This is a genomic window from Pseudonocardia sp. MH-G8, from assembly GCF_002262885.1.
Taxonomy (GTDB): Bacteria; Actinomycetota; Actinomycetes; order Mycobacteriales; family Pseudonocardiaceae; genus Pseudonocardia.
This window is the reverse complement of record NZ_NKYF01000003.1, coordinates 155,697-181,728: the sequence shown is the minus strand read 5'-3', so window position 1 is coordinate 181,728 and position 26,032 is coordinate 155,697. Positions and strand designations below refer to the sequence as shown.

27 protein-coding genes are annotated in these 26,032 nt (G+C 71.1%); 14 read left to right on the top strand and 13 right to left on the bottom strand.

What is annotated here, in order from left to right:
- Nucleotides 1-59: 59 nt before the first annotated feature.
- Entirely contained in the window at nucleotides 60-1,355 is a 1,296-nt protein-coding gene (locus tag CFP66_RS10665) for an adenosylmethionine--8-amino-7-oxononanoate transaminase (protein WP_255413841.1), read from the top strand.
- Between the two features lie 9 nt (nucleotides 1,356-1,364).
- Here the strand turns inward: CFP66_RS10665 and CFP66_RS47120 are convergent, their stop codons facing one another.
- Nucleotides 1,365-1,964, bottom strand: a complete 600-nt coding sequence (locus CFP66_RS47120) for a hypothetical protein (protein ID WP_143517208.1) — start codon at nucleotides 1,962-1,964, stop codon at nucleotides 1,365-1,367.
- A gap of 45 nt (nucleotides 1,965-2,009) precedes the next feature.
- Nucleotides 2,010-2,219, bottom strand: a complete 210-nt coding sequence (locus CFP66_RS10655) for a hypothetical protein (RefSeq protein ID WP_094922666.1) — start codon at nucleotides 2,217-2,219, stop codon at nucleotides 2,010-2,012.
- 157 nt (nucleotides 2,220-2,376) lie between these two features.
- Here CFP66_RS10655 and CFP66_RS10650 point away from each other — a divergent pair, with 157 nt between their 5' ends.
- A complete protein-coding gene (locus CFP66_RS10650) occupies nucleotides 2,377-3,183 on the top strand; it encodes a hypothetical protein (protein ID WP_143517206.1) in 807 nt (268 codons plus the stop codon).
- Nucleotides 3,184-3,187: 4 nt separating this feature from the next.
- Here the strand turns inward: CFP66_RS10650 and CFP66_RS10645 are convergent, their stop codons facing one another.
- From CFP66_RS10645 to CFP66_RS10615, 7 genes are read right to left on the bottom strand one after another with little or no spacing between them, the layout of a single operon-like run.
- Nucleotides 3,188-3,886, bottom strand: coding sequence for an RraA family protein (locus CFP66_RS10645; protein ID WP_094922663.1), 699 nt, complete (start codon nucleotides 3,884-3,886; stop codon nucleotides 3,188-3,190).
- Nucleotides 3,883-5,037 carry a mandelate racemase/muconate lactonizing enzyme family protein gene (locus tag CFP66_RS10640; protein ID WP_094922661.1) on the bottom strand — a complete coding sequence of 385 codons (1,155 nt, stop codon included), beginning with the start codon at nucleotides 5,035-5,037 and terminating at the stop codon, nucleotides 3,883-3,885. Before CFP66_RS10640 ends, CFP66_RS10645 begins: the two co-directional genes overlap by 4 nt.
- A 42-nt stretch (nucleotides 5,038-5,079) precedes the next feature.
- Nucleotides 5,080-5,841 carry an SDR family NAD(P)-dependent oxidoreductase gene (locus CFP66_RS10635; protein WP_094922660.1) on the bottom strand — a complete coding sequence of 254 codons (762 nt, stop codon included), beginning with the start codon at nucleotides 5,839-5,841 and terminating at the stop codon, nucleotides 5,080-5,082.
- Nucleotides 5,842-5,875: 34 nt separating this feature from the next.
- Nucleotides 5,876-6,757 (bottom strand): carbohydrate ABC transporter permease, encoded by an 882-nt coding sequence (locus CFP66_RS10630; protein WP_094922658.1) that lies wholly within the window; start codon nucleotides 6,755-6,757, stop codon nucleotides 5,876-5,878.
- Nucleotides 6,745-7,686, bottom strand: a complete 942-nt coding sequence (locus tag CFP66_RS10625) for a carbohydrate ABC transporter permease (protein ID WP_094922657.1) — start codon at nucleotides 7,684-7,686, stop codon at nucleotides 6,745-6,747. Before CFP66_RS10625 ends, CFP66_RS10630 begins: the two co-directional genes overlap by 13 nt.
- Nucleotides 7,686-8,987 (bottom strand): extracellular solute-binding protein, encoded by a 1,302-nt coding sequence (locus CFP66_RS10620; RefSeq protein ID WP_143517205.1) that lies wholly within the window; start codon nucleotides 8,985-8,987, stop codon nucleotides 7,686-7,688. The genes CFP66_RS10625 and CFP66_RS10620 overlap by 1 nt, the downstream gene beginning before the upstream one ends.
- Nucleotides 8,980-10,251 carry an AGE family epimerase/isomerase gene (locus tag CFP66_RS10615; RefSeq protein ID WP_158228061.1) on the bottom strand — a complete coding sequence of 424 codons (1,272 nt, stop codon included), beginning with the start codon at nucleotides 10,249-10,251 and terminating at the stop codon, nucleotides 8,980-8,982. Before CFP66_RS10615 ends, CFP66_RS10620 begins: the two co-directional genes overlap by 8 nt.
- A 139-nt stretch (nucleotides 10,252-10,390) precedes the next feature.
- On the opposite strand from CFP66_RS10615, the gene CFP66_RS10610 reads away from it, so the two are divergent.
- The 8 genes from CFP66_RS10610 (at nucleotide 10,391) to CFP66_RS10575 (ending at nucleotide 19,825) form a co-directional block, all read left to right on the top strand.
- Entirely contained in the window at nucleotides 10,391-11,167 is a 777-nt protein-coding gene (locus CFP66_RS10610) for a FadR/GntR family transcriptional regulator (RefSeq protein WP_233159304.1), read from the top strand.
- A gap of 57 nt (nucleotides 11,168-11,224) precedes the next feature.
- Nucleotides 11,225-12,352: a Gfo/Idh/MocA family protein gene (locus tag CFP66_RS10605; protein WP_094922650.1), complete on the top strand. Its 1,128-nt coding sequence runs from the start codon at nucleotides 11,225-11,227 to the stop codon at nucleotides 12,350-12,352.
- A gap of 270 nt (nucleotides 12,353-12,622) precedes the next feature.
- Nucleotides 12,623-14,053 (top strand): extracellular solute-binding protein, encoded by a 1,431-nt coding sequence (locus tag CFP66_RS10600; protein WP_094922649.1) that lies wholly within the window; start codon nucleotides 12,623-12,625, stop codon nucleotides 14,051-14,053.
- On the top strand, nucleotides 14,050-16,056 hold the full coding sequence (locus CFP66_RS10595; RefSeq protein ID WP_094922647.1) for an ABC transporter permease subunit: 2,007 nt from the start codon (nucleotides 14,050-14,052) through the stop codon (nucleotides 16,054-16,056). The genes CFP66_RS10600 and CFP66_RS10595 overlap by 4 nt, the downstream gene beginning before the upstream one ends.
- On the top strand, nucleotides 16,053-16,841 hold the full coding sequence (locus tag CFP66_RS10590; protein ID WP_094922645.1) for an IclR family transcriptional regulator: 789 nt from the start codon (nucleotides 16,053-16,055) through the stop codon (nucleotides 16,839-16,841). The genes CFP66_RS10595 and CFP66_RS10590 overlap by 4 nt, the downstream gene beginning before the upstream one ends.
- 30 nt (nucleotides 16,842-16,871) lie before the next feature.
- Nucleotides 16,872-17,696 (top strand): RraA family protein, encoded by an 825-nt coding sequence (locus tag CFP66_RS10585; RefSeq protein ID WP_094922644.1) that lies wholly within the window; start codon nucleotides 16,872-16,874, stop codon nucleotides 17,694-17,696.
- Complete coding sequence (locus CFP66_RS10580) at nucleotides 17,693-18,967, top strand: mandelate racemase/muconate lactonizing enzyme family protein (protein ID WP_094922642.1); 1,275 nt, start codon at nucleotides 17,693-17,695, stop codon at nucleotides 18,965-18,967. Before CFP66_RS10585 ends, CFP66_RS10580 begins: the two co-directional genes overlap by 4 nt.
- Nucleotides 18,968-18,970: 3 nt before the next feature.
- Nucleotides 18,971-19,825, top strand: a complete 855-nt coding sequence (locus CFP66_RS10575) for an NAD(P)-dependent oxidoreductase (protein ID WP_094922641.1) — start codon at nucleotides 18,971-18,973, stop codon at nucleotides 19,823-19,825.
- A 25-nt stretch (nucleotides 19,826-19,850) separates the two neighbouring features.
- Here CFP66_RS10575 and CFP66_RS10570 read toward each other — a convergent pair whose 3' ends face one another.
- Nucleotides 19,851-20,504, bottom strand: a complete 654-nt coding sequence (locus CFP66_RS10570) for a TetR/AcrR family transcriptional regulator (RefSeq protein ID WP_233159303.1) — start codon at nucleotides 20,502-20,504, stop codon at nucleotides 19,851-19,853.
- Between the two features lie 268 nt (nucleotides 20,505-20,772).
- On the opposite strand from CFP66_RS10570, the gene CFP66_RS10565 reads away from it, so the two are divergent.
- Both CFP66_RS10565 and CFP66_RS10560 read left to right on the top strand, forming a co-directional pair.
- Nucleotides 20,773-21,975, top strand: coding sequence for a cytochrome P450 (locus CFP66_RS10565; RefSeq protein ID WP_233159302.1), 1,203 nt, complete (start codon nucleotides 20,773-20,775; stop codon nucleotides 21,973-21,975).
- Nucleotides 21,976-21,986: 11 nt separating this feature from the next.
- Entirely contained in the window at nucleotides 21,987-22,178 is a 192-nt protein-coding gene (locus CFP66_RS10560; protein WP_198961394.1) for a ferredoxin, read from the top strand.
- A 47-nt stretch (nucleotides 22,179-22,225) separates the two neighbouring features.
- Here the strand turns inward: CFP66_RS10560 and CFP66_RS10555 are convergent, their stop codons facing one another.
- Nucleotides 22,226-22,387 (bottom strand): DUF1059 domain-containing protein, encoded by a 162-nt coding sequence (locus tag CFP66_RS10555; protein WP_094922636.1) that lies wholly within the window; start codon nucleotides 22,385-22,387, stop codon nucleotides 22,226-22,228.
- Between the two features lie 67 nt (nucleotides 22,388-22,454).
- Between CFP66_RS10555 and CFP66_RS10550 the strand changes: the two genes are divergently transcribed.
- Both CFP66_RS10550 and CFP66_RS10545 read left to right on the top strand, forming a co-directional pair.
- On the top strand, nucleotides 22,455-23,195 hold the full coding sequence (locus CFP66_RS10550; RefSeq protein ID WP_094922635.1) for a BTAD domain-containing putative transcriptional regulator: 741 nt from the start codon (nucleotides 22,455-22,457) through the stop codon (nucleotides 23,193-23,195).
- A 23-nt stretch (nucleotides 23,196-23,218) separates the two neighbouring features.
- Nucleotides 23,219-23,959, top strand: a complete 741-nt coding sequence (locus CFP66_RS10545; protein WP_233159301.1) for an SDR family oxidoreductase — start codon at nucleotides 23,219-23,221, stop codon at nucleotides 23,957-23,959.
- A 74-nt stretch (nucleotides 23,960-24,033) separates the two neighbouring features.
- Here the strand turns inward: CFP66_RS10545 and CFP66_RS10540 are convergent, their stop codons facing one another.
- Together CFP66_RS10540 and CFP66_RS10535 are read right to left on the bottom strand one after the other, a co-directional pair.
- Nucleotides 24,034-24,693, bottom strand: coding sequence for a pentapeptide repeat-containing protein (locus CFP66_RS10540; protein WP_143517204.1), 660 nt, complete (start codon nucleotides 24,691-24,693; stop codon nucleotides 24,034-24,036).
- A 558-nt stretch (nucleotides 24,694-25,251) separates the two neighbouring features.
- Nucleotides 25,252-26,025 (bottom strand): SDR family oxidoreductase, encoded by a 774-nt coding sequence (locus CFP66_RS10535; protein ID WP_094922630.1) that lies wholly within the window; start codon nucleotides 26,023-26,025, stop codon nucleotides 25,252-25,254.
- Nucleotides 26,026-26,032: the final 7 nt, after the last annotated feature.

Sequence of the window (26,032 nt, the reverse complement as noted above, 5' to 3'; positions counted from 1 at the left end):
CGCGCCCCGCGGAGTGTGCTGGCATCGTCGCAGTGCAGTCCGCCGACCAAGGAGGCCGCGTGCCCACGGGTGATCTCACTTCGGAGCAGCTGCTCGCGCTCGACCGCGAGCACGTCTGGCACCCGTACGCGCCGATGCCCGGGGTACGGCCGCCCTACCTCGTCGAGTCGGCGTCCGGGGTGCGGCTGCGGCTGGCGGAGCCGGTGGACGGGGTGCGCGAGCTGGTCGACGGGATGGCGTCGTGGTGGTCGGCCATCCACGGCTACGCCCACCCGGTGCTCGACGAGGCGCTCCGCACGCAGCTCGGGCGGATGGGGCACGTGATGTTCGGCGGGCTCACCCACGAGTCCGCGATCCGGCTGGCCGCCGAGCTGGTGGAGATGACGCCCGGCCCGCTGCAGCACGTGTTCCTCGCCGACTCGGGATCGGTGTCGGTGGAGGTCGCGATGAAGATGTGCCTGCAGTACTGGCGCTCGCGGGGCCGGCCGGGCAAGCAGCGCCTGCTGACCTGGCGGGGCGGGTATCACGGTGACACCTGGCACCCGATGTCGGTGTGCGACCCGGACGGCGGCATGCACGACCTGTGGTCGGGCGCGCTGCCGCGGCAGGTGTTCGCCGATGCCCCGCCCGCCGAGTTCGAGTCCGCATACGTGGAGCACCTGGCCGGCCTGTTCGAGCGGCACGCCGACGAGGTCGCGGCCGTCATCGTCGAGCCGGTGGTGCAGAACGCGGGCGGCATGCGCTTCCACTCCCCGCGCTACCTGCAGGCCCTGCGCGAGCTGGCGAGCGCGCACGACGTGCTGCTGGTGTTCGACGAGATCGCGACGGGCTTCGGGCGCACCGGCGAGCTGTTCGGCGCCGAGCACGCCGGGGTGAGCCCGGACGTCATGTGCGTCGGCAAGGCGCTCACCGGCGGTTACCTGTCGATGGCCGCCACGCTGTGCACGCGGGAGGTCGCCGACGGCATCTCCCGCGGTGAGCTGCCGGTGCTCGCCCACGGCCCCACCTTCATGGGCAACCCGCTCGCCGCCGCGGTGGCGAACGCGTCGCTGGGCCTGCTGCGCGACAACGACTGGCGGGCCCAGGTCGGGCGCATCGAGAAGGGCCTCGTGGCGGGGCTGGAGCCGGCCCGGGACCTGCCCGGTGTGCGGGACGTCCGCGTGCTCGGCGCGATCGGGGTCGTGCAGCTCGACCACGAGGTGGACGTCGCCGCGGCGAGCGCCGCCGCCGTCCGCGAGGGCGTGTGGTTGCGCCCGTTCCGCGACCTGGTCTACACGATGCCGCCCTACGTCACGGACGACGAGGACCTCGCCCGCATCTGCGCGGCGGCGATGGAAGCGGCGGCGGCGGGCTGAGGTTTCCGCTCAGAGGATCCCCCGCCCGTCCCGGTCGTCGCGCCTCGGAACCAGCCTGTCGATCAGCCGTTCATCGACTTCGTCGAAGTCGAAGGAGTCCGGCACCTCGTCGAGCTTTCCGTGCTCGTCTCGTCGCCAGCGGACCCCGGCCGCGTCGGTGAAGGCGATCGCGACATCCAAGTTGTTCGGGTCGAGGTGGAGGGCGTTGCGTTGGTCGAGCACAACGCGCAGGGCGTTGGTGAGTTTGCGAGCGGTATCAGCCGGGGTGGGACGCTGTGTGCCTCGTTCTATCGCCACGGAGAACGGAGGTTCCTCGCTCGATATGCGCACAGTGAGGCGGTAGACGGGTAGGTCGCTGCTGTTCGCTGCGTAAACGGTCCAGCTGCTCCGTCCGCGACGTACCCACACCGCCACTTTGCTCGCCTGCCACTGGTGTTCGCCCTGTGCCCGGCGGCGTTCGTCATCGGCATGTGCGGCCAGCTGGCGGTCGACCGCCCTTTGCTGAATCCGGTAGCCGCGGACGGCCACGATTCCGGCGAACAGGGCCGCGCCGAAAGCGCCGAGCGTGCCTGCTGCGTTCACCCAGTCCGCGACCGATCCCAAGTCCACGGGGCGGGACCCTAGCTTCGTCGGATTCGTACAGCGATCGGAGTGCTACAGCCTCCCGTACTTGTGTAGACGTCGGCCGGCCTGCACCGCCTCGCGGACCTGGTCCTCGATGTCCTTGGCCTCCTCGGGCTTCGCCAGCACCTCGTCCAGCGCATCCTTCGGGATCGCCAGCACGCCGTCCTCGTCGCCGAAGATCCAGTCGCCCGGCTCGATCCGTACCTCGCTGGTGAGGCTGCCGGTGACCGAGATGGGCACCTCGATACGTCACCGACGAGGAGGACCCGGCCCGCATCTGCGCGGGCGCGATGGCCGCCGCGACTGCCGGGTGATCACTCTTTAGGATCATGGCCGCGCCACGCGCGGACCGATCGTGGTTCCCCCGGCATGGGCGCAACGTGCTGTGGAGGATGACTTGACGTTCCCCGGGTCCCGCGTCGCGCGGGTCGTGCTGCTGCTCGCGGTCCTGCTGCTCGCGGGCGGCGGACTCGCCGCCTGCTCGGCCGCGCCGGAGAAGGGCGACTGCGTCGAGAAGTCCGGCGACTCGTACACGGCGGCCGACTGCGCGACAGCGACGCTGCGGGTCCTCGAGTCCTTCGACGAGACGTCCGGTGACTGCGTGCCGGTGGCCGGGGTGACCGAGACCTTCTCCGACTCCGGGCCCGGCACGACGCTGTGCCTCGGGCCGCGCGACGTCGATCCCGGGTCCGCGATCAACGTGGCGCAGAACGGTGACTGCGTGGCCGGTGTCGAGGCGAACAGCGACGTGCGCCGCATCGACTGCGCCGATCCGGCCGCGGAGTCGGTGGTCCTGAGCCGGATCGGTGACGCCGTCACGATCGCCACCGACCCGTGCGCGTCGGTGCCCGGCACGAACTCCAGCTACAGCTGGGACCTGATCAGCACCGGGGACGACCCGCTCGCGGGCATCGGCGACAACCTCGGCGTCGACCTGATGTTCTGCCTCGGCCCGGTCGGGGTCGACCCGACCACCTCACCGGACACCGCGCAGGCAGGTGACTGCCTGGCCGAGACCGGCGGTGACGCCGGGTACGCCACGGTGGACTGCAGCGCACCCGACGCCGCCTACCGGGTGGTCGAGCGGTCGGACGGCGGGTTCCTCCCGATCGAGATCGCCTGCTCCTCGGCCGACGGGGCGACCTCGGGCATCCAGCGCGGAGGGGGCCTGGACGGCTACGTCCTCTGCCTCGCTCCGAACTGACCGGCTACAGCCTCCCGTACTTGTTGTAGACGTCGATCACCGGGACGCCGGCCTGCACCTCCTCGCGGACCTTGTCCTCGATGTCCTTGGCCTCCTCGGACTTCGCCAGCACCTCGTCCAGCGCATCCTTCGGGATCACCAGCACGCCGTCCTCGTCGCCGAAGATCCAGTCGCCCGGCTCGATCCGTACCTGGCTGGTGAGGCTGCCGGTGACCGAGATGGGCACCTCGATGTCGTGGATGCGGGAGCGGCGCAGCGACTCGATGGGCGAGGTGTAGCGGGCGAACACGCCCAGCCCGTCGATCTCCCGGACCAGTCGCCCGTCGCGGATTCCGCCGTCGATGACGACGCCCGTGGCGCCCTTCGCCCGGCTCGCGTTGCTCATCAGCTCGCCCCAGATGCCGCTCTGGCGCTCGCCGGCCGCGCCGACGACCACGACGCACCCGTCGTACATCTGCGTGAAGACGCCGAAGTCGGCGAGCTTCGTGTTCGGCGGCATCTCGCTGCGCTCGCGCATGTCCGGCGACGCCATCACGGTGAAGGCGGGCCCGGCCACCTGCATCGACCGGTCCAGCGGCGCGATCCCGAGGTCGAGGCACTGATGGGGCAGCCCCATCTCGTCCATGATGTCGTAGACGACCGCCGTGTAGAGCGCCTTGAGCCGCTTCGCGGTCTGCGCCACGTCCACGCCCGCCGCCGTCATTCGAAGATCCCGAAACCGGCGACGGCGTGCTTGCGGACGCCGTCCATGTCGAGCTCGACCCCGATCCCCGGGGTGTCGGGCAGGGTGATGTAGCCGTCCTTGACGATCGAGCCGCTGCCGTCCGGGGCGGTCACGTAGCTGTCCCAGACCTCCCGCTCCTCGAGCGCGTGCCACTCCTGCACGAAGAAGTTGGGGATCGCGCCGCACTGGTGCGCGGTGGCCATCGTGCCCAGCGGGGTGGAGACGAGGTGCGGGGCGAACGGCACGTAGTGCATCTCGGCGAGGTTGGCGATCTTCTTCGCCTCGGCCAGGCCGCCGCACTTGGGCACGTCCGGCTCGATGACGTCGACCGCGCCCTTCTCGAGCAGCTCCCGGAAGCCCCAGCGCAGGTAGAGGTTCTCCCCGGCGCAGATCGGGGTGCGGGTCTGGGCGCGCACGCGCACGAGCGCGTCGATGTTCTCGGCCGGGACGGGCTCCTCGAGCCACATGAGGTCGAACGGCTCGAGCGCCCATGCGATCTTGCACGCGCTCGGCACGTCGTAGCGCGCGTGCAGGTCGATCGCCAGGTCGATGTCCGGGCCGATCGCCTCGCGCACCGCGGCGACCCGCTCGACCATCGACCGGAGCTCGGCGGCGTTGACGGTGTGGTTGAAGGTGTCGAACTTCGCCGGGTGGTGCAGGTCGTCGATGTCGAACTTGATCGCCGTGAAGCCCTGCTCGACCATCCGCTGGGCCCGGTCGACGCAGCCGGACACCGAGCCGTCCGGGTCGTCGCCGTCGCCGCAGTCGGCGTAGAGGCGGATGCGGTCGCGGAACTTGCCGCCGAGCATCCGGTACACCGGCTGGCCTGCCGCCTTGCCCGCGATGTCCCACAGCGCGAGCTCGATCCCGCTCAGGGCGATCACGAACACGCCTGCCTGCGGCCCCGCGAAGACCCGCCGACGCAGCTTCTCCCAGCACCGCTCGACGTTGCGCGGGTCCTCGCCGATCAGCAGCGGCTTCAGGGTGTTGATCAGCCCGACGACGCCACCGGCGCCGGCGTCCGGGTTCGCCTCGCCGTAGCCGGTGATGCCCTCGTCGGTGTCGATCCGCACCAGCGTCGCCTGACCGTGGTAAGCGACCACAGCAGTGGTGACGTTGACGATCCTCATGCTTCTCCTTTGCCCAGGGGCGGGTGACGGGACTACGTGCGGTCAGGCGATCAGCTGTCCGCCGGACACGTTGATCTCGACGCCGACCGCGTGTTGCGCGCGGTCGGAAGCGAGGAAGACCACCCAGTTCGCCACGTCGTCGGGCTGACCGATGCGGCCGATGAGGGTGGTCTGCAGCAGGCGGTCACGAGCTCCGGGCTCGGACATCCACCCCTGGGTCATCGGGGTCTCGATGTTGCCCGGCGAGACGCAGTTGACGTTGATGTTGTGCGGGGCGGCGAACCGCGCCAGGTCCTTCGTGTAGGCGAGGATCCCGCCGAACGCGGCGTCGTAACCGGGGATGTTCGCGACGGTGCCGTGCGCCGTGAAGGAGCACATGTTCACGATCTTCCCGTAGCGCCGTTCCATCATCCCCGGGAGAACGGACTGGCACCCCCGGAAGACGCCGGAGAGGTGGCCCTCGATCTGACGGATCCACTCGTCGTCGGGGGTGTCGAGGTGGCCGCTGACCGGGCCCGGGGCGGGGCCGGCGATGTTGCAGAGGATGTCGACGGGGCCGAGGTCCTGCTCCACGTCGCGCAGGAGCGCGGACCAGCCGTCCCGGCTGGCGACGTCGAGCGCGTAGCCACGGCACGCGCCGGACCCGCCGCCGAGCTCCTTCATCGCCGTGGCGACGGCGGCCTCGTTGATGTCGGCGCCCGCGACCCGCACCCCCTCGGCCGCGAGCGTCGTGGCGACCGCCCTGCCGAACCCGGACGCCGCGCCCGTCACGATCGCTACCTTCCCGTCGAGCGAAAGGTCCATGAGTCCTCACATCTCCTTTTCGACGAAGCGGTGATCAGCCGCGGACCGCGCCCGCGACGAGGCCCTTGACCAGGTAGCCCTGGGCGAACCAGACGAAGAGCAGGGTCGGGACGACCATCAGCACGCCGGCGGCCGACATCGGGCCCCAGTCGATGCCGAACTGCGTGACGAAGTTGGTGAGGCCGACCGGGAGGGTCTGGGCGGCCTCGCTCGAGGTCAGCGTCAGCGCGATGAGCAGGTCGTTCCAGGTGAACAGGAAGGTCAGCACCGCGCTCGCCGCGAGTCCCGGGCCGATCAGCGGCGTGACGACGAGCACGAGCTTGCGGATCACGCCGGCGCCGTCGATCTCGGCCGACTCCTCGATCTCCTTCGGAAGGTCCTGGATGAAGGCCATCAGCAGCCAGATCGCCACCGGCAGCTTCGAGGCCGCGTGGGTCAGCACGAGCCCGAGCAGCGTGTCGAGCAGGCCGAACCCGGAGAACACCGTGAACAGCGGGATCGCGAGCGCGATGACCGGGATCATCCGCATGATCAGCAGGGTCGTGATCACGACCTTGATCCCCGGCAGGCGGAACCGCGCGAGGACGTACGCGCACGGCAGTGCCAGCACCGTCACGAGCGCCACGGTGGCGAGCGACACCACCACCGAGTTCGTGAGGTAGTCGGCCATGTCGTACTCGGTGAAGACCGTGGCGTACTGCTCGAGCGTCACCGTGCTGGGCAGCACCTGCACCGGCACGGCGAACAGCTCGTCCGAGGTGCGCAGCGAGGTCAGGACGAGCCAGACCAGCGGGAAGATCGACAGGAGCACCGTGAAGACCAGCACGGCGTAGCGGGCCACCAGGCCCACCGTGGCGCCGGTCCGGCGCGGTCGTACGGGTGTGGGTGCGGGACGAACTCCGGTCAACTCTGCCATTTCACCGACCTCCGCGCGGCGAGCCAGGGGATGCCGTAGAGGAGTGCCAGCACCATCAGCGAGAGGACGAGCGCCACGTACGACACCGCGGCCGCGTGCCCGAAGTCGACGCTCTGGAACGCGAGCTTGTAGGCCTCCACGGTGAGCAGGTTCGAGGCGTTGCCCGGGCCACCCTGGGTCATGAGCCAGACCACGTCGAACGTCCGGAACAGGTCGATGATCCGGATCATCAGCGCGATCACGACGACCGGCCGCATCAGCGGCAGAACGATCGACCAGAAGGTGCGCCAGGCCGACGCCCCGTCGACGGCGGCGGCCTCGAGCGGCTCCTTGGGGATCGCCTGGAGCCCGGCGAGGAACAGCAGTACCAGCAGCGGCGTGTTCTGCCACGCGCTGGCGATGATCACCGAGACCAGCGCCCACCAGGGGTCGGAGAGCCACGGGATCGCCGGCAGCCCGAGCCGGACGAGCACGGCGTCGATCAGCCCGTACTGCTCGTTGAAGAGCCAGCGGAAGTTGAGCCCGACCACGGCCGGCGCGACCATCGGCGGGATGAGCAGCAACGTGCGGGCGGGTCGCAGCCCGCGCAGCTTGCTGTTCAGCAGCACGGCGATGGCCATGCCGCCGACCACCTCGATGACGAGCGACGCCACGGTGAAGACCATCTGGTTGCGCAGCGTCTGCGGGAACGCGCTCCCGGCGAACAGGTCCAGGTAGTTGCCGAGACCGACGAAGGGGCTCTCCGTCGTGTTCAGGTCCCAGCGGAAGAAGCTCATCACGAACGAGTGGCCGAGCGGGTACAGGAAGATCACCAGCATCAGCAGCAACGCGGGGGCTGCCAGGGTGTAGCCGGTGAGCCACTGCGGCGTGCCCTGCGTGCGCCGTGGCGCGGGCGCTCGCGGGCGGGCTCTCTGTGTGGTCGCCGTCATCAGCGCAGCGCCCCGGCCTGCTGCAGGATCCGCCTGCTCTCCTCAGCGGCGGCGTCGAGGGCGGCCTGCGGGGTCATCTGGTCGCTCAGGGCGTTCTGGACGGCGGTCTGGACGACGGTGGAGACCTTGTCGAAGCCCGGCACCTTCGGCCACTCCTTGCCGTTCTCGATCGTGGTGCGCAGGTCGGACAGCCACTGCTGCTCCATTCCCTGCACCTGCCCGATCACCTGGTCGGCCGTGGACATCCGGCTCGGGTAGTTCTTGAACTCCGCGTACTGGTCGACCAGGGCGTCCGGGGTGACGGTGAACCGGAGGAAGTCCGCGGCGGCGTCCTTCTTCCGCGAGTACTTGTTAATGGCGAGGCCGTGCGAGATCGCGCAGGAGGTCGCGGTCTTGTGGGCGGGCATCGGCGCCGTCGCGAACGACCCGCTGACGGCGGACAGTGCCGGGTCGCCGAAGCTCGCGTACGCCCCCGGCCAGTCGAACACCGCCGCGCACGTGCCGTTCGTGAAGCCGGCGGAGTTCTCGTTCCACTGGTACGTGACGACGTCGGCAGGGGTGATCCGGTGGCGCTGGATCAGGTCGCGGTAGAACGTGAGCGCCTCGACGCCCGCCGGGGAGTTGAACGTGACGTTGTTGCCCTCGTCGAGCCAGTCGCCGCCGGCCTGCCACAGGAAGTCGGCGAACTGGCGCTGGGCGGGGTCGCCCTGTCCCGGGAGTACCAGGCCGAACTGGCCACCGCGGGTGAGCTGCTGCCCGACGGCGACGAGCTCATCCCACGTGGTCGCCGGCGCGACGCCGGCGGCCTCGTAGAGGTCCTTGCGGTAGTACTGCGTGCGCGAGTCCATGTTGCGCGGGATCGCCGCCAGCTCCCCGTTGGCGGGGTTGGTCATGTACTTGAGGGCGACCGGGAAGAAGTCCTCGAGGTCGGCCGCGTCGAAGTGGTTGTTGAGCGGCTCGAAGTGCGGGAAGAAGGCGCCGATCTGCGCGGTGTGGGTGCTGTAGACGTCGTACTGGGTGCTCCGCGCCGCAGCGAGCGTGATCTCCTTGGACGTGAGCGGCGTGAACTGGAGCAGGTCGTAGGTGACCGTGATCCCCGTCTGCTGCGTGAACGCGGACGTGACCTTCTCCCAGTAGGCGGGGTAGCGGTCGCCGCCGGTGACGAGCAGGGCGTTGATCTCCGTGACCTTCCCGCCCGAGTCGCCACCCCCGCACGCGGTCAGGAACGGCCCGGCCGCAGCGCCTGCGGCGAGCGCGAGCGAGCCACCGAGGAAACGACGTCGGCTCAGGGCACTAGACATGGTGCGCACCTCTCATGGGGACCTCCTCGTCGAGGCCTTTCACCTGCCCTTGCAACTGGATCCGGCCGGACCGCGAGCGCAGGGTCTCCGCGCACGCGCCGGCCGAGTGGTAGTCGGGTTCGAAGGCGTCGCCCTTGCGGAAGTCGTGGCGCTCGCTCCGCGGGGCGGGAGCGGTGAACCACCCGCCGTGCTCGTGGTCCACCAGGTGCGTCAGCGCGTGCTCCCACGCGCGGTCGGAGTAGGTCCGGTAGCCCTCGTCACCGGTGCGCTCCTGCAGAACGGCGGCCGCGCCGATCGCCTCCGCGGGCGCCCAGTACGCGGGCTCCCGGTGGCTGACGGACAGGTCGCGGCGCAGGCCGCTCACGAAGCCGCCGTGCTCGCGTTCCCAGCCGTGGTCCCACGCCAACCGGTGCAGGTGCACCGCTTGCGGCAGCAGCCACTCCGCCGGGTCGTGGCGGGCGAGGATCCCGAGCAGCTTCGCCCACTCGACCTGGTGCCCGGGCGAGATCCCGAACGCGCTCTCGACGCTCCCGAGGTCGCGGGGCGCCTCCGCCCAGTCCGGCGACCAGTCCTCCCGGTAGTTCTCCCACACGAACCCGCCGATCCCGGTGGGGATCCGGCGCGCGATGGCGTCCGCGATGCGGTAGGCGCGGTGCAGGTCGCCCGGGTCTCCGGTCGCGTCGTAGGCGGCGAGGAACGCCTCGCAGAGGTGCATGTTCGCGTTCTGCCCGCGGTAGGGCGACACCTCGGTCCAGTCGGCGCTGACGGTGTTGACGGCGAGACCCTGCGCCCCGAGCAGCTTCTCCTCGCAGATCGCGCGGGCCTCGTCGAGGAGCTCCCGCCCTCCGGGCACGCCGGCGCTCGTCGCCGTGGCCCCGGCGAGGAGCACGAAGGCGTGTCCGTAGGTCTGCTTGCGGGAGTCCGCGACCTCGAACCCGTCGTCGGTCACCCGCAGGACCCAGTGGTAGCCGCCGTTGCGTCGGTCGCGGTGCACGCGGGTGAGGAACTCGAGCGCCTCTGCGGCGGCGTTCCGGAAACGTGCCCCGGCGTCGTGCAGAGCCCCGAGCGAGAACTGCACGACGAAGCGCGCGCTCGCGACGAGGTGCCTCGTGCTCCGGTCGTGCACCGTGGTGTCGGAGCGGACCTGGGAGGTGTATCCCCCGTGGCGCTCGTCGCGTGCGTCCAGCCAGAAGTCGAGGATGTCGGCGAGGTGCTCGCGCACCGCCTCCGGTTCCCGGAACGAGCTCACGGCCTTCGTGTCCACAGTGCTCTCCCCTCGGGTCGCCGACGCTGGCAGGGATGGCGGTGATGAACCGCCAGGGAGGAACTCCTCACGCCCGCGGACCAGGAGTTTTTCGGTGCGGCGGGGTTGAGAACGGGAACTTGTCCTATAAGCTGATGACATGCACAGGAGACAAGAGTCGGCGGATGCTGTCAAGGTCCGGACTCTCCCGGTGCAGGTGGCCGCTCACCTGACCCGGCGCATCGTCAGCGGTGAGATCGAGGAGGGCAAAGCACCCTCTGAGCTGGACATCTCCCGGGAGTTCGGGGTCTCCCGGGTGGTGGCGCGCGAGACGCTCAAAATCCTCGCGTCGCTCGACATCGTGGACATCGCGCAGGGGCGGCGGGTCACGGTCCGGCCGACCTCCGAGTGGGACTACCTGAGTCCCCTGCTGGTCGAGTGGCTGCCCGAGGAGCTCGTCGACGAGCTGCTCCAGGAGCTGCTCCAGGTGCGGGTGCTGCTGGAGCCGGAACTGGCGGCGAAGGCCGCCGTCGGCATCACCGACGAGACGCTGGCCCGGCTGCGGGCCGAGCTCGACCGGATGGCGGGGCTCGAGGACGACCCCGAGGCCTACCTCGAGGTCGACCACGAGTTCCACATGGAGATCTGCCGGGCCGCGAACAACCGGATCCTCGACCGGATCATGCACTCGGCCCGGTGGCTGGGCACCGCGAGCCGGCGGATCACCAACCAGGCGAGCTCGGACAGCCTGCACAGCGCCACCCGGGCGCACGCGGAGGTCTTCGCCGCGCTGGAGGCGCGGGACCCGGACGCGGCGCGCGAGGTGATGCGCGCCCACCTGCTGGCCAACTCCCCGATCCTCGCGGCGAAGGAACAGCAGACCAAGCGCGCGTCCACGCGCCAGGAAGGGCGCGCGAGCAGCGTCAGCAGCCAGTAGCGGCCGAGTGGCACGCCGGCCGGCGTTTTCCGGAACCGATGATGAGGACGGGAGAGCATGGCAGTGAACGAGGCTCCGCTCCGGCTGGGCGTGATCGGCACCGGGCTGGCCGTGGAACAGCTGCACTGGCCGGCGCTGCGCCGGATGCCCGACCGGTTCGTCGTCACGGCGTTCGCCGAGCCCTCGCCCGAGCAGGCGGCCCGGTTCGCGGCGTACAGCGAGGTCGACAGGTCGCGTCACCACACCGACCACCGCGAGCTGCTGGCCCGTGACGACGTCGACGCCGTGCTGGTCTCGGTGCCGATCCCGTTGCTGTACGGGATCGCGCGCGACGCGCTCGCGGCCGGCAAGCACCTGCTCTGCGAGAAGCCCACGGGCACCGACGAGGAGCAGGCCAGGGCGTTCCTCGCACTCGAGGACGAGTTCGCCGACCGGGTGGTGCTCGTGGGGGAGAACTACTTCTACCGCGACGACATCCGCCACGCCCGCGCGCTGCTCGACGACGGCGCGATCGGCAAGCTGCACCTGATGGCCTACCGGCGTGCCGGGCAGTCGGTGCCGCGGGAGGGCGGGTTCAGCAGTACCCCGTGGCGGCAGCGGCCGCAGTACCGCGGCGGGGTGCACCTCGACGCGGGTGTGCACGACATCGCGCAGATCCGGATGCTCTGCGGCGACGCGTTGGGCGTGCACGGCGGGGTGCAGTGGGCGAACAGCACGATCGACTCCCCGTCGGACCTCACGCTCAACCTGACCTTCGCGTCCGGCGCGATCGGCAACTACACGGCGTGCTACTCGGAGATCCCGGTGCCGGCGGAGCCGAACGACATGCGCCTCTACGGCAGCGAGGGTGTGCTCGTGCTGTCCGGCCCGGAGGCGCAGCGGCGCGTCACGCTGGTGCGCGCGGACGGCAGCACCCGCACCGACGTGTTCACCGGCATCGACAACGGCTACTACGGCGAGCTCTGCGATTTCTCCGACGCCGTGCGCCACGGCGGGAACGTGGTCGGAACGGTGGCCCAGAGCGTCACGAACATGCGGATCGTCCTCGGTGCGCTGGATTCGGCCGAGCGGGGCGCGGTCGTCGACCTCGACCCTGCCGACGAGCCGGGGGTGCCGCTGTGGCGTCCCCGTGGCGGGACGGGGCTGTTCGACGGAATGCCCGGTGTCCGCACATCTGAGGAGTAACCGTTGACAGGTGCTCGCGGCCCTCCTAGTGTGACCCGCGTCGCACTACGCGGAAGGACGTTCCGCTAGACAGAACGATTTTGCGTAGTCCGTTCCACAGCACGAAAACGCAGCGCTTTCCCCGGCAAGGGGGCCGGAAGTTGCTGCTCTGCGGGCCGTCACGGCCCGTCCTCGCACGAGGAGGGGAGGCGCTGAGCCTCCCGGCCCCCCGTCGGTTGCAACGTCGCCCCGTCGGCACGCGTCCCGAGAGCGGACGCGGGAGGAGTGGTCATGGCACAGCGGATCCAGCCCGTCTGGTCGAGGCGCAAGTTCCTGGGAATGAGCGCCATGGGCGCGGTGGGCCTCACGGCGTGCGGCGGTGGCCCGCCCGCGCCGCCGCCGGTGGACGTCCAGGTCCCGCAGGAGATCCTCGACGCCGCCGCGTCCTACCGCGGCGGCTCGGTGGGGATGCTCTCGCAGAAGCTCTACTCCGACGCCGCCAACGCGGCGCTCGACCGGTCGCTCCAGGCGTTTGCGCAGGCCACCGGCACCACCGTGCAGAACGACCTGGTGTCGGGCGACGCCGGGGACATGGTCGCCAAGATGGACGCCGAGGTGAAGGCCGGCACCGCCCGCGACCTGGCGTTCATGAACGACGAGCGGTTCGTCGGTCAGCTGCAGAACCTCGGCGACCTCACCGACCTCACCGACGTGGTCGAGGAGATGAAGGCGCTCTACGGCGAGCCGGCGACAGAGGCCTCCAACTTCTGCGTGTTCGACGGGCGCTGGTACGCGATCCCCTACCACTTCATCGCCGCCGGGATGTTCCTGCGCAAGGACTGGTACACCGAGAAGGGGATCCCGCTCAAGCCCACCTACACCTGGGAAGAGCTGCGCGACAACGCGCTGGCGGTCTCCGACGCGGCCCAGCGGCGTTTCGGGTGGGGCATCACGATCAACCGTTCCGGCGACGCCAACGGGTTCATCGAGTCCGTCATCAACGCCTACGGCGGGGCGATCGCGGACAACACCGGGCAGAAGGTGGTCTTCAACTCGCCCGAGACCGTCGAGGCCGTCTCGTTCATCGGCGACATCTACACGAACCCGAAGTACGAGCCCATGCTGCCGCCCGGGATCGAGGCCTGGACCGACACCGGGAACAACGAGAACTACCTCGCGGGCATCATCGGCCTCACCAACAACCAGTACAGCATCTACGCCGACTCGAAGACCAAGGGCAACCCGGTCTACGAGAACACGCACCCGTTCAACGGGGCCATCGGTCCGGCCACCGACATCCCGATCGCGTTCGGCTCGTCGAACTCGTTCGTCGTGTTCAAGGGCGCGAAGAACCCCGACCTGGCCAAGCAGGTGGCGAAGTTCATGGTCAGCGGGTCCGCCCTGCTCGGCGTCGCGAAGGAGGCGCCCTGCCTGGTCAACCCGTCGTGGGACAAGGTGTGGGACTCCGACCCGTACTACACCAGCGGTGACCCCGCCTACGCGGCGATCCGCGAACAGACCAGGACGCCGATCCCGCTGACCACCAAGACCGGCTACTCGTTCCCCCAGCCCCCGAGCCCCGGCGAGCAGGCCGCCGTGGCCGCCTACCTGCTGACCGACATGATGCAGGCGGTCATCCAGGGCACCCCGGCGGCGCAGGCCGTGGCCACCACCCACGACCGCATCGTCCAGATCTTCGAGCAGCAGGGGTACCGGCAGTGACCATCCTGCGGCCGAAGCCGGCCGCTCGGCCGGCGTCGGCGACATCGCCCGCGCTCAGCGACAGCCAGCGGCGGTTCGGGCGCGACTGGCGGCTCGCCGCGGCGTTCCTCGCACCCACCGGTCTCCTCATCGCGGCGCTGATCCTGTTCCCGATCGTCAGCTCGATGATCACCAGCACCACGGAGCGGCACGGGGCGGAGACGGTCTTCGTCGGGCTGGACAACTTCACCGCCCTGATCGACGACCCGGTGTTCCACACCGGTGTGCTCAACTCGTTCGTCTTCACCGCGTACGCCGAGATCTTCAAGGTGACCCTCGGGCTCATCGCGGCGCTGATGCTGCACCACATGCGCCGTGGCCGGGCGGTCCTCGCCGGGATCATCCTGCTGCCGTGGGTGGTGCCCACGGTGGTCACGGCCTTCACCTGGCGGGCGCTGTTCGACCCGATCTTCGGCAGCGTCAACACCGTGTTCACCGCCACGGGGATCGGGCCCGCGCTCGCCGCGATCGGGCTCGTCGACAGCTGGCCCGCCGAGTGGTTGTCCAACCCCGAGCTCGCGATGCCCGCGGTCATCCTGGTCAACGTCTGGAAGGGCATCCCGTTCTTCACGGTGACCTTCCTCGCGGGGCTCAAGGCCATCGACAGCGGCCTCTACGAGGCCGCCATGGTGGACGGCGCGTCGCCGTGGCAGCGCTTCCGGCACGTCACCCTGCCCGGCCTGCGCCACGTCATGATCGTGACGGTGCTGCTGTCGTCCATCTGGACGTTCAACAACTTCGACCTGATCTGGCTGATGACCCAGGGCGGGCCCGGCAACGCCACGGCCCCGTACGTGATGGTGGCCTACTCCAAGGCCATCCAGCAGTTGCAGCTGGGCGCGGGTGCGGCGGTGACGCTGGTGATGCTGCCGATCGTCGGCATCCTCGTGCTGTTCCTCGTGCGGCTGATGCGCCGCAGCGACGGGCCCGGTACCGGCGACACCGGGCGCAGCCGGCTCACCCCGGCGCAGCGCAAGGCGATGCCGTGGGTCGTCGTCGCCGTCTCCACGCTGCTGCTGGTGTGGTCGTCGCCGCACATCGTCTGGAAGGCCGCCCTCGTACTGGGCGTGTTCGTGCTGATCTCCGCCGTCGTCGGACGCACCGTGTCCACCTTGGCCGCGCGCGGCAACCAGCGGGCGGCCCGGTGGGTGAACGGGGTCAGCTCGGGGCTCGCGCTCACGGGGTTGCTGCTGTTCGTGCTCGCCCCGCTGTACTGGATGACGGTCACGGCGTTCAAGTCGGACTCCCAGATCGTCATGCGCACCAACGAGCTGTGGCCCACCCCGTGGAGCACCGAGCAGTTCACGAATCTCTTCTCGGGCCGGGCGTTCGGCACCTGGTACCTCAACACCATCCTGGTGGCCGGGGCGTCCACGCTGATCGCCCTGATCTGCGCCGCGCTCGCGGGCTACGCGCTGGCGCGGCTGAAGTTCCGCGGCTCGGAGAGCTTCACGGTGACGATCCTGCTCACCTACGTGATGCCGGGCGCGCTGCTGTTCATCCCGCTCTACCAGATGATGAGCGGGATCGGCCTGAACGACTCCCTGTGGTCGCTGGTGGTCACCTACCCCACGTTCACGCTGCCGTTCGCGACGTGGCTGCTGGTGGGCTACTTCAAGTCGATCCCGGCCGAACTGGAGGAGTCGGCGCTGGTCGACGGCTGCACGCGGCTCGGCGCGTTCGTGCGGATCGTGCTGCCGCTGGCCAAGCCGGGCCTGCTGGCGGTCGCCCTGTTCACGCTGACGAACGCGTGGAACGAGTTCCTCTTCGCGTTCGTGTTCATCACCCGCAACGAGTACAGGACCCTGCCGGTCGGCATGCAGTCGATGATCTTCGGTGACGTGGTGCCGCACGGCCAGCTGGCGGCGGCGTCGCTGCTCATCAGCATCCCGGTCGTGCTCATGTACGCGTTCGGTCAGCGGTTCTTGACCGAGGGGCTGACAGCAGGTGCTGTGAAGGGATGACATCAGCACTGCCGGCCCGTCGGGGGCGCGCGAGCGCGGCGGGCACGTCCGTCGAGAAGGCCATGAGGATCATCGAGGCGCTGGCCACGTCCGCCGGTCCGCACCGGTTGATGGACGTGGCCGCGCGCGCTGCCGTGCCTCGGTCCACGGCCTACCGGGTGCTCGCGATGCTGGCCGCCGAGGGCTACGCCGAGAACTGTGGCGACGGGCGCTACGGCATCGGCGGGCGCCTCAGCGGGCTCGGCGCGCAGATCGTCTCGGTGGTGTCGGCCGGGGTCGGTCCCGCGCTGCGCCGGCTGCAGCAGGAGGCCGGTGGCAACACCGTGCACCTTGCGGTCCGCGTCGGCGATCACGCCGTCTACCTGCACAAGATCGACAGCGACAAGCCCTACGAGATGCGGTCGCGGGTGGGCAACCAGCTGTGGCTGCACTGCACGGCGATCGGCAAGGCGGTGCTCGCGCACCTGCCCCGCGACGAGGTCGAATCCGTCGTCGCCTCCGCCGGGATGCCGCCCCGGACCCCGGCGACGATCACGGACCTCCCGGCGTTGCACGCCGAGCTCGCCGCGGTGCGCGAACGCGGCTACTCGGTCGACGACGAGGAGAACGAGGAGACCGTGCGATGCATCGGCGCCGCGATCCTCGACCGGAGCGGCCGCCCGCGCGGGGGCGTGAGCATCTCGACCGTCACGTTCGCCGTCGAGCGCTCCGAGCTGCTCGGCTACGCCCCTGCGCTGCAGGCGGCCGTGGCCGGCATGACCGACCTGCTCCAGCCCACCTGGTGATCCACACGAGAGAGAGAAGGCGAACCGGACGTGCGCATCCATCCCGGCAAGGACGACCTCGAGGAGCTCACCGCGGCATGGACCGGTGAGCGCTTCGGTTCGGGCCGTCCCCGCGTACCCGACGACGTGCTGGCGAGCTTGCGGCAGGCCACCACGGAGGAGGCGTGGGGTCACCTTTTCCAGGCCGGCTACGTGCGCCAGTTCGCGGGCGGCTGGCGCGAGACGCACCCGGGCACCGTGGTCGTCGGGCGGGCCGTCACGGCCCAGTTCCTGCCGCACCGGCCCGACCTCGACGACGTGGTGGTGGCGGCAGGAGCGCGCGAGGGGCACCACGATGCCGACAAGCAGAACTCCTGGGTGATCGAGACGCTGGAGAACGGCGACATCATGGTCGTCGACATCTTCGGCAAGATCGTCGAGGGCACCGTGGTCGGGGACAACCTCGGCACGGCCGTGGCCTCCCGCACGGGGGTGGGCGCGGTGATCGACGGTGGCATCCGTGACCTGCAGGGCCTGTCCGAGCTGCCGGGCGGGGTCAACATCTTCCACCGCGACGTCGACCCCACGCCGATCCGCGGCGTCACGCTCGCCGGGATCAACATCCCGATCCGGATCGGCGGCGTCACCGTGTTGCCCGGTGACGTCGTCCTCGGCACGCCCACCGGCGTGGCGGTGATCCCGGCACACCTGGCGGCCGCGGTCGCCGCGACCAGCGAGGACACCCGCGTGCGCGACGTGTTCGGCAAGCAGCGGCTGTCCGAACGGCGCTACACCAGCGCCCAGATCGACGTCCAGACCTGGGCCGACGACATCGAGACCGACTTCCAGCAGTGGCGCGAGGAGCAGAACTCTTGAGTACCAGCACCATCACCGAGGAGTACGTCAGCACCGCGTCGCGCCCGAGCGCGCTGCGCATCACCGACGTGCGGGTGGCGAACCTGCACGGCGTGCCGTTCCGGTCGTCGATCATCCGGATCGACACCAACCAGGGGCTCGTCGGCTACGGCGAGGTGCGCGACCAGGCCAGCGCCACGTACGCGCTGATCCTCAAGAGCCGCATCGTCGGCGAGAACCCCTGCAACCTCGACAAGGTCTTCCGCAAGATCAAGCAGTTCGGACACCACGGCCGCCAGGGCGGCGGCGTGTCCGGCATCGAGATGGCGCTGATGGACCTGGCGGGCAAGGCGTACGGCGTGCCGGCGTACGCGCTGGTGGGCGGCCGGTTCCGCGACACCGTCCGGTGCTACGCCGACACGCCCTCGCTGCAGGACCCGCACGAGATGGGGGAGAAGCTGCTGGAGCGCAAGCGCCGCGGCTTCACGATGCTCAAGATGGACGTGGGCATCTCGCTGCTGTGGGACGTGCCGGGCGCGCTCATCGTGCCGGCCGGCGCCCGCGAGGACGTCACCACGATGCACCCGTTCACCGGCATCCAGGTCACGCCGAAGGGCGTGGAGCACCTGGCGAGCTACGTCGACACGATCCGTTCGATCGTCGGCTACGACGTGGCGCTGGCCGCCGACCACTTCGGGCACATCGCGCTCGACTCCTGCATCCGGATCGGGCGGGCCCTGGAACCGTTCACGCTCGCGTGGATCGAGGACCTGATCCCGTGGCAGTTCACCGACCAGTGGCGCCAGCTCACCGAGGCCGTCGCCGTGCCGACGTGCACCGGTGAGGACATCTACCTCGCGGAGAACTTCAAGCCGCTGCTCGACGCGGGTGCCATCCGCGTGGTGCACCCCGACCCGGCCACCTCCGGTGGCATCGCCGAGACCAAGCGGCTGGGCGACTACGCGCAGGAGCGGGGCGTCGCGATGGCCCTGCACCTCGCCGCGTCGCCGATCGCCACGATGGCCTGCGTGCACCTCGCCGCCGCCACGGAGAACTTCCTGGCGCTCGAGCACCACGCCGCCGACGTCCCGTTCTGGAGCGAGCTGGTCACGGACCTGCCCCGTCCCCTGATCCAGGACGGCCAGATCGCGGTGCCGGAGACCCTGGGCCTCGGCTTCGGCGACATCAACGAGGACCTGTTCCGCGCGCAGCTCGACCCCCGCGACCCGGTGTTCTTCGCCGAGTCGGCTCACTGGGACGCCGAGACCAGCCACGACCGCCTCTGGAGCTGATCAGTGCCCATCGCGGTCACGGGGGCGGCGGGCCTGCTCGGCAGGCACGTCGTCGCCCGTGCCGTCCGCGCCGGCCACCAGGTCGTCGCCACCGACCTGCCGGGCGCCCCGGAGGCGTCCGGCGGGTCGGTGGAGTGGCGGGCGGCGGACCTCACCGACCTGGACGCCGTGCGGTCCGTACTCGCCGGCACACACGGGGTGATCCACCTCGGCGGGCTCACGAACCCCCGCCACCCGGAACCGGACGTGCACCGGATCAACGTGGGCGGCACCCACCACGTGCTGGTGGCGGCGGAGGAGCACGGGCTGGGGGCGGTCTGCCTCGCGTCGAGCATCAACGCCATCGGCGGGGTCTACAGCGCGCAGCCGCGCTACGACCACTTCCCGATCGACGAGCAGGAACACCCCACCTACGCCGAGGACGCGTACAGCCTGTCGAAATGGCTCATCGAGCAGCAGTCCGCGGCGTTCGCCCGCCGGCGCCCGGACGCGGCGTTCTCCGCCCTGCGGTTGCACGGCCTGCGCGAGGACGCCGCGTCGGCGTCGACGAGTGACGACGAGCGGACCCGCAAGGACCTGTGGGGATGGGTGAGCCTCGACGCGGCCGCGTCGGCCTGCCTGCTGGCCCTGGCGCGCCCGACCCCCGGACACGCCGTCTACCACGTGGTGTCGGACCGGACGACCACCCGCACCCCGAGCGCCGAGCTGGCGGCCCGCTTCTACCCCGGGGTGCCGCTGCGCGCGCCCCTGCACGGAGGCGCCGGCTTCTACGCGACGGGGCGGGCGAAGGCGGACATGGGCTGGGATGCGGCCGTGGACCACCCGGAGATCACGGACGCCGAACGCCCCCGCCCCTGACCCGTCTGCAGCTGTTCCCGCGCGCTCAGGTTCCGACGTCGGCGGGGGTCAAGGGAGAGCCCGGCAAGCAGGCCTCCGAGCCTGCGCGCAGGCTCTCCAGGAGCAGCGCCGTGCAGCGGGCCGAGGCGTGCTGTGCGGTGTCCGTGTGCATGATCGGCAGGGGGTGCGCCAGCAGCGAGAACATCACCGCGAGGTCGCCGGTGCCGACGTCCGTGCGCAGCGTGCCCTCCGCCTGCGCCCGCCGGACGACCTCGTCGAACACGTCGATCATCGCGTGGCGGAGCTGGGCGGCGTCGCGTTCCTTCTTCACGATCTCGCCCACCGCCGGGTAGGCCATCAGGAGCCGGATGATCAGCCGCAGCTCGTGCGACTGGTGCAGGATGCGGACGAGTGCCTTCCAGGCGCTCGACTCCTCGGCCAGCGCGGCACGCGTCTCGGTGAGCGCGTTGTTGAGGTTGTCCAGGGCGACGGCGTGGATCAGGGCTTCGCGGTCGGCGAAGTGGCGGTACAGCGTGCCCGGGGCGACCCCGGCCGCGCGCGCGATCTCCTCCGCGGGAGCCTCCGGCCCGTGCGTGGCGAACCACGCCTTGGCGGCGGCGAGGAGGCGGTTGCGGTTGCGGCGCGCGTCCGCCCGCAGCCTGCCCTCGTGCTCGTCGCCCACACGTGCCCTTTCCGTCAAATCGGATCCTCACTCTCGCATGGTGCGGGTCGCTGAACGCCCTCCAGGGGATAACTGCAAGACATCTCTCTCGGTTCTCAGGGTACTGGTGGGCGACGCGACCGGGTGGCCCCGGAGGGCCGGTCGAACACGGTGCGTACGCGGAGGTGGGGAGGCTGAGGGGCCGCTGAGGTGGTCGGAGTGCTCGCCGGAACCAGCCGGCGGGCGCCCTTCGTTCCCCGGGCGCAGCGCGCCGACCGGGCGCGCGTCGTCGTCGGGGGAGGCCCCAGTGACCCGAGCACCAGCGCTGCCCATCCACATGCAGCGAGACGGATTCGATCCGGCACCGGAGATGGCCGAGCTGCGTGACGGCCAGGGCGTCCGGCAGGTCCGCACACCGTTCGGCCTGGACGCCTGGCTCGTCACCCGGTTCGCCGACGTCCGCGAGGTGCTGAGCGACCCGGCACGCTTCAGCAACGCCCGCATGTCCGTCGACGAGCGACGGCGGGCGAGCATGCCGCCGATGAGCGAGGAGGAGGTGGCCCGGATGCGGGCGGGCAACCTGCTCGCGCTCGACCCGCCCGAGCACGGCCGGCTGCGCCGGATGCTCACCCCCGAGTTCACGATGCGCCGGATGCGGCGCCTGGAGCCGCGGATCCACGAGATCGTCGACGAGCACCTCGACGCGATGCAGCGCACCGGCCCGCCGAGCGACCTCGTGGCGGACTTCGCCCTGCCGGTGCCGTCGCTGGTGATCTGCGAGCTGCTCGGCGTGCCCTACGCGGACCGGGCGGAGTTCCAGGCGCGCACCAGCCGGCAGCTCGACCTGGGCCTTCCGGCGGAGGAGCGGTTCCGGCTGGCGGCGGAGTCGCGCGCGTACATGGCCGAGCTCGTCGGCCGGGCGCAGGCCCGGCCGGGCGAGGACATGCTGGGGATGCTCGTGCGCGAGCACGGCGACGACCTGTCCACCGACGAACTGATCGGGATCGCGTCCCTGCTGCTGATCGCCGGGCACGAGACCACGGCCAACATGCTCGGGCTCGGCACGCTCGCGCTGCTGCGCCACCCCGACCAGCTGGCGATCGTCCGCGACGAGCCGGAGCGCGTGGACGCCGCGGTCGAGGAGTTGCTGCGCTGGTTGAGCATCGTCCACACGGGCACCGCGAAGATCACCACCACCGAGGTGGAGATCGCCGGGCAGCGGATCGACGCGGGCGAGTTCGTCATGCTCGCGCTTCCGGCGGCCAACCGGGATCCCGCCCTGCGCGACGACCCCGACCGCCTCGACGTCACGCGTGGCGCGGTGGGGCACGTCGCGTTCGGCCACGGGATCCACCACTGCCTGGGCGCGCCGCTGGCGCGGATGGAGATGCGGGTCGCCTTCCCGGCCCTGTTCCGCCGTTTCCCCGGCCTGCGCGCCGTGGGCGACGAGGCGGAGTTCCGCACCTTCCACATCATCTACGGTCTGGCGTCGTTGCAGGTGACGTGGTGAAGGGGGACGTGATGGGTGTGCAGGTGCACGCGGACCGGGACGTCTGCATCGGGGCCGGGATGTGCGTGCTGACCGCGGGTGACGTGTTCGACCAGGACGACGACGGCATCGTGGTGGTGCTCGACGAGCACCCGTCCGACGCGGGGGACGCCCGCAGCGCGGTGGCCAACTGCCCCTCGGGCGCGCTGTCGCTGGAGGAGTAGCCGACGGGCCGGGCACCGTACGGCGCCCGGCCCGTCCCCCTCCCCGCTCAGTCCGGCACGACCTCGATCCAGCCGCGGACGACGTCGGGTGTGACGTCCCCGGCGAGGTCCGGATGATCGGCACGGACGTGCGCGAGAACGTCGGTCACCACCTGGTCCTCCTGCGTGGCCCGGGCCGCGAAGCCGCACTCGCACATCACCTGGTTCATGGCGTCCTCCTCGACGGGTGCGGCAAGTATTGACACCGACCTTGCCGGAAGCCTGCAATTCCCCATCGTGGTCCGCATCCAGCTGCACGGCCGCTTCGCGGTGGTGGTGGACGGGCGGCCGGTGGAGCAGGAGCTGCCCGGCCGGCGCGGGAGGGTGCTCGTTGCCCTGCTCGCCGACCCCCGGCGTCCGGTCGTGGACCGGGCCGCGTTGCTCGCGCTGCTGTGGTACCCGGCCGTCCCGGGACCGGGTGCCGCGGCCACGTTCGCCGCGCTCCTGTCGAAGGTGCGTGCGGTGCTGGCGCCTGCCGAGATCCGCGGCCGAGGCAGCCTGCAGCTCGTGCTGCCACCGGGATCGATCGTCGACACGGCGGTCGCGGAGTCGGCGCTGCATTCCGCCGAGGCCGCCGCGGCCCGCCGGGACTGGCATCGGGCCTGGACGCAGGCGCTGAGCACGCTGTTCGTCACCCAGCGCCCGTTCCTGCCCGACATCGAGGACCCCTGGGCCGACGACCGGCGCGCCACCCTCGGGCATGCCCACCGCCGGGCGCTGCGCTGCTACGCGGAGGCGTGCCTGCAGCTCGGCGGCGGCGAGCTGCCCGCGGCCGAACGAGCCGCCCGGGAGCTCACGGTGCTCGACCCGCACTCCGAGACCGGGTACTGCCTGCTGATGCGGGCGCTGTCACAACGCGGGGACCGGGGCGGTGCCCTCGACGTGTTCGCCGAGCTGCAGCGCGTGCTGCGTGACGACCTCGGCGCATCCCCCGGACCGGTCGCCGCGGCAGTGCACCGCGACCTGTTGGCGCCGTAGCCGTGGCCGGGGATCATGCACGGGTGGATGGCGATGTGGCAGTGGTGACGGGTGCCGGCTCGGGGATCGGGAGGGTGGTGGCCACCGCCCTGCTCGGCGCGGGGTACCGGGTCGCGCTCGCCGGACGGCGGGGCGCGGCGCTCGAGGAGACGGCGGGTGGCCACGCCGACGCGCTGGTGGTGCCCACCGACGTCGGTGACGCCGATTCCGTGGCGGGGCTCTTCGCCGCGGTGCTGCAGCGATGGGGCCGGGTCGACCTGCTGGTCAACAACGCCGGGATGTTCGGCCCCTCGGGCACCGTCGACGAGATCGCGGTCGAGGACTGGACGGCCACCGTCACCACCAACCTCACCGGCTCGTTCCTCTGCGCCCGCGAGGCGTTCGCGGCGATGCGCGCCCAGGAGCCGCAGGGCGGGCGGATCATCAACAACGGCTCGCTCTCGGCCCACGTCCCCCGCCCCGGGAGCGCGGCCTACACCTCCACGAAGCACGCGATCACCGGCCTGACGAAGACGCTCGCGCTGGACGGGCGGCCCTACGGCATCGCGTGCGGCCAGATCGACATCGGCAACGCCGCCAGCGACATGACCGCCGGCATGGCCGGGGGTGTCCCGCAGGCCGACGGCAGCATCCGCCCGGAGCCGAGGTTCGACCCGGCGCACGTGGCCGACGCGGTACTGATGATGGCGCGGCTGCCGCTGGATGCGAACGTGCCGTTCATGACGATCATGGCCACGAACATGCCGTTCCTCGGCCGGGGCTGACCCGCGGCCACCTCATGATCGCCGGACCGGCGCGCATGCGGCGACATACCGCCGCCGCTGCGCCCGTCCGACGATCAACCGGAGATCGGCGGCTGTTCCGTCACCTGGATGCCCAGCTCGTCGAGCAGGACGGCGGCGAGCGGGACGATCTGGTCGGGGCTGATCCGCGCGCCGCGCAGGGACAGCGCGCCGCGGAGCTCGTCGACCGTGCAGCCGTGCAGGTCGGTTTCCCGCAGCCGGGCCGCCTCGACGCTCGCCTCGCCCAGGTCGCAGCCGAGGAACGCGCAGTGCTCCCCGCCGAACTCGTAGAGGTCGGCGGCGTGCAGGCCCGAGTTCTCGACCAGCAGGAACCGTGCCCGTGCCATCCGCAGGCTCAGCAGGTCGGCGGCGCTGTCGGTGATGCGGACATCGGTGAGCTGCGCGCCGTCGAGGACGGTGCCGGTGAGCCGGCAGTCGGTGAAGACCACGCGGCTGAGCACGGCGCTGTCGAGCACCGCGCCGGACAGGTCGCACTGCACGAACTCGGTGTCTCGGCACTCGAGCCCGGTGAACCGGACGCCGGCCAACCGCCCGCCGACCCACCGGCTCTCCTGCACCCGCAGGTCGGCGACGTGCTCCGGCACCTGCACCTGCGCCCCCGCCTCGACGCAGTCCCAGACGGCGCCGCCTTCGACGACGCCGGGCGCCGGATCGCGAGTGTCGGGGAGGCCGGGCGGCTCCGGCCGCCGCTTCACCGCTCGGGACCTGCCGCCTCGGGGAGCCACGACCCGCACTCTACGAACCGGCCCCGACAGCCCGCCCCGGTCGCCGGTAGCGGTGATCGCGGCGAGCCGCACACCACGGCCCGCCGACGACGCGCAGGTACGACTCGCGCCGATCACCCGTCGGTGGTCGTTGTGAGTCGCACACCACGGCGGCATCGGCAACTGCCTTGTGCGGCTCAGACCGATCACCCGCCGCTGATCGGGGCGAGTCGCACACCAGCGCGGCGGTCGGAGCCGTCTGGTGCGGCTCGGAACGATCATCGGGCCGCAGGACGCGAGCCGCGTGCCGCTACCGCCGTGACCCTCTGGTGCGGCTCGGATCGATCACAGTCGTGGGACGGTGGGCCGTCCGGTACGGCTCGGACCGATCACCGGCCATGATCGTGTCGAGTCGCGCACCACTGTTGCGACGGCAGCGGTCCGGTACGGCTGGGGCCGGCCGTCGGGCAGTGATCGCCCCGAGTCGCACACCGGCGCGGCGACGGCCGCTCTCAGGTGCGGCTCGGAGCGATCTGCACGAGGCCCTGCTCAGTGCGCCCGGACCAGCCCGCCGTCGCAGCGGATCTGCTCGCCGGTGACGTAGGAGGCGGCCGCGCTCGCCAGGAACGTCACCACGGCGGCGAACTCCTCCGGCGTGCCGTAGCGGCCCACCGGGATCGTGGCCTCGGCGCGCTCGCGCACCTGCTCCTCGCTGGCGCCGGAGCGCTCGGCGTTGGCGCGGTCGAGCACGCCGACGCGGTCGGTGGCGATCCGGCCGGGCAGGACCATGTTGACGGTGACGCCGTCGGCGGCGACCTCGCTCGCGAGCGTCTTGAGGTAGCCGGCCAGCGCGGCGCGGCCGGCGTTGGAGGCGACGAGCCGGTCGATCGGCTGCTGCACACCGCTGGAGCCGATCGCGACGATCCGGCCGAAGCCGCGCCCGCGCATCCCCGCCAGCACCGCCCCGACGAGCCGCTGGTGCGGCTGTACCAGCAGCGCGACGGCCTCGGCGAGCTTGTCGGCGGTGAAGTCGACGGCCACGCCGGGCGGCGGGCCGCCGCCGTTGAGCACGAGCACGTCGACCGGGCCGAAGCGCTCCTGCGCGGCGCCGACCAGGGCGTCCGTAGCGGCCGGGTCGGTGAGGTCGACCTCCACGCCCACAGCGGAGGGCAGCTTCTCGGCCTCGGCGCGCACGAGCTCGCCGCGCCGCCCGCCCAGCACGACGTTGGCCCCCTCCGCGGCGAGCGAGCGGGCCACGGCGAGGCCGAGGCCGGAGCTCGCGCCGGGTACGACGGCGGTGCGTCCACTCAGTCCGGTGTCCATGTCAGGA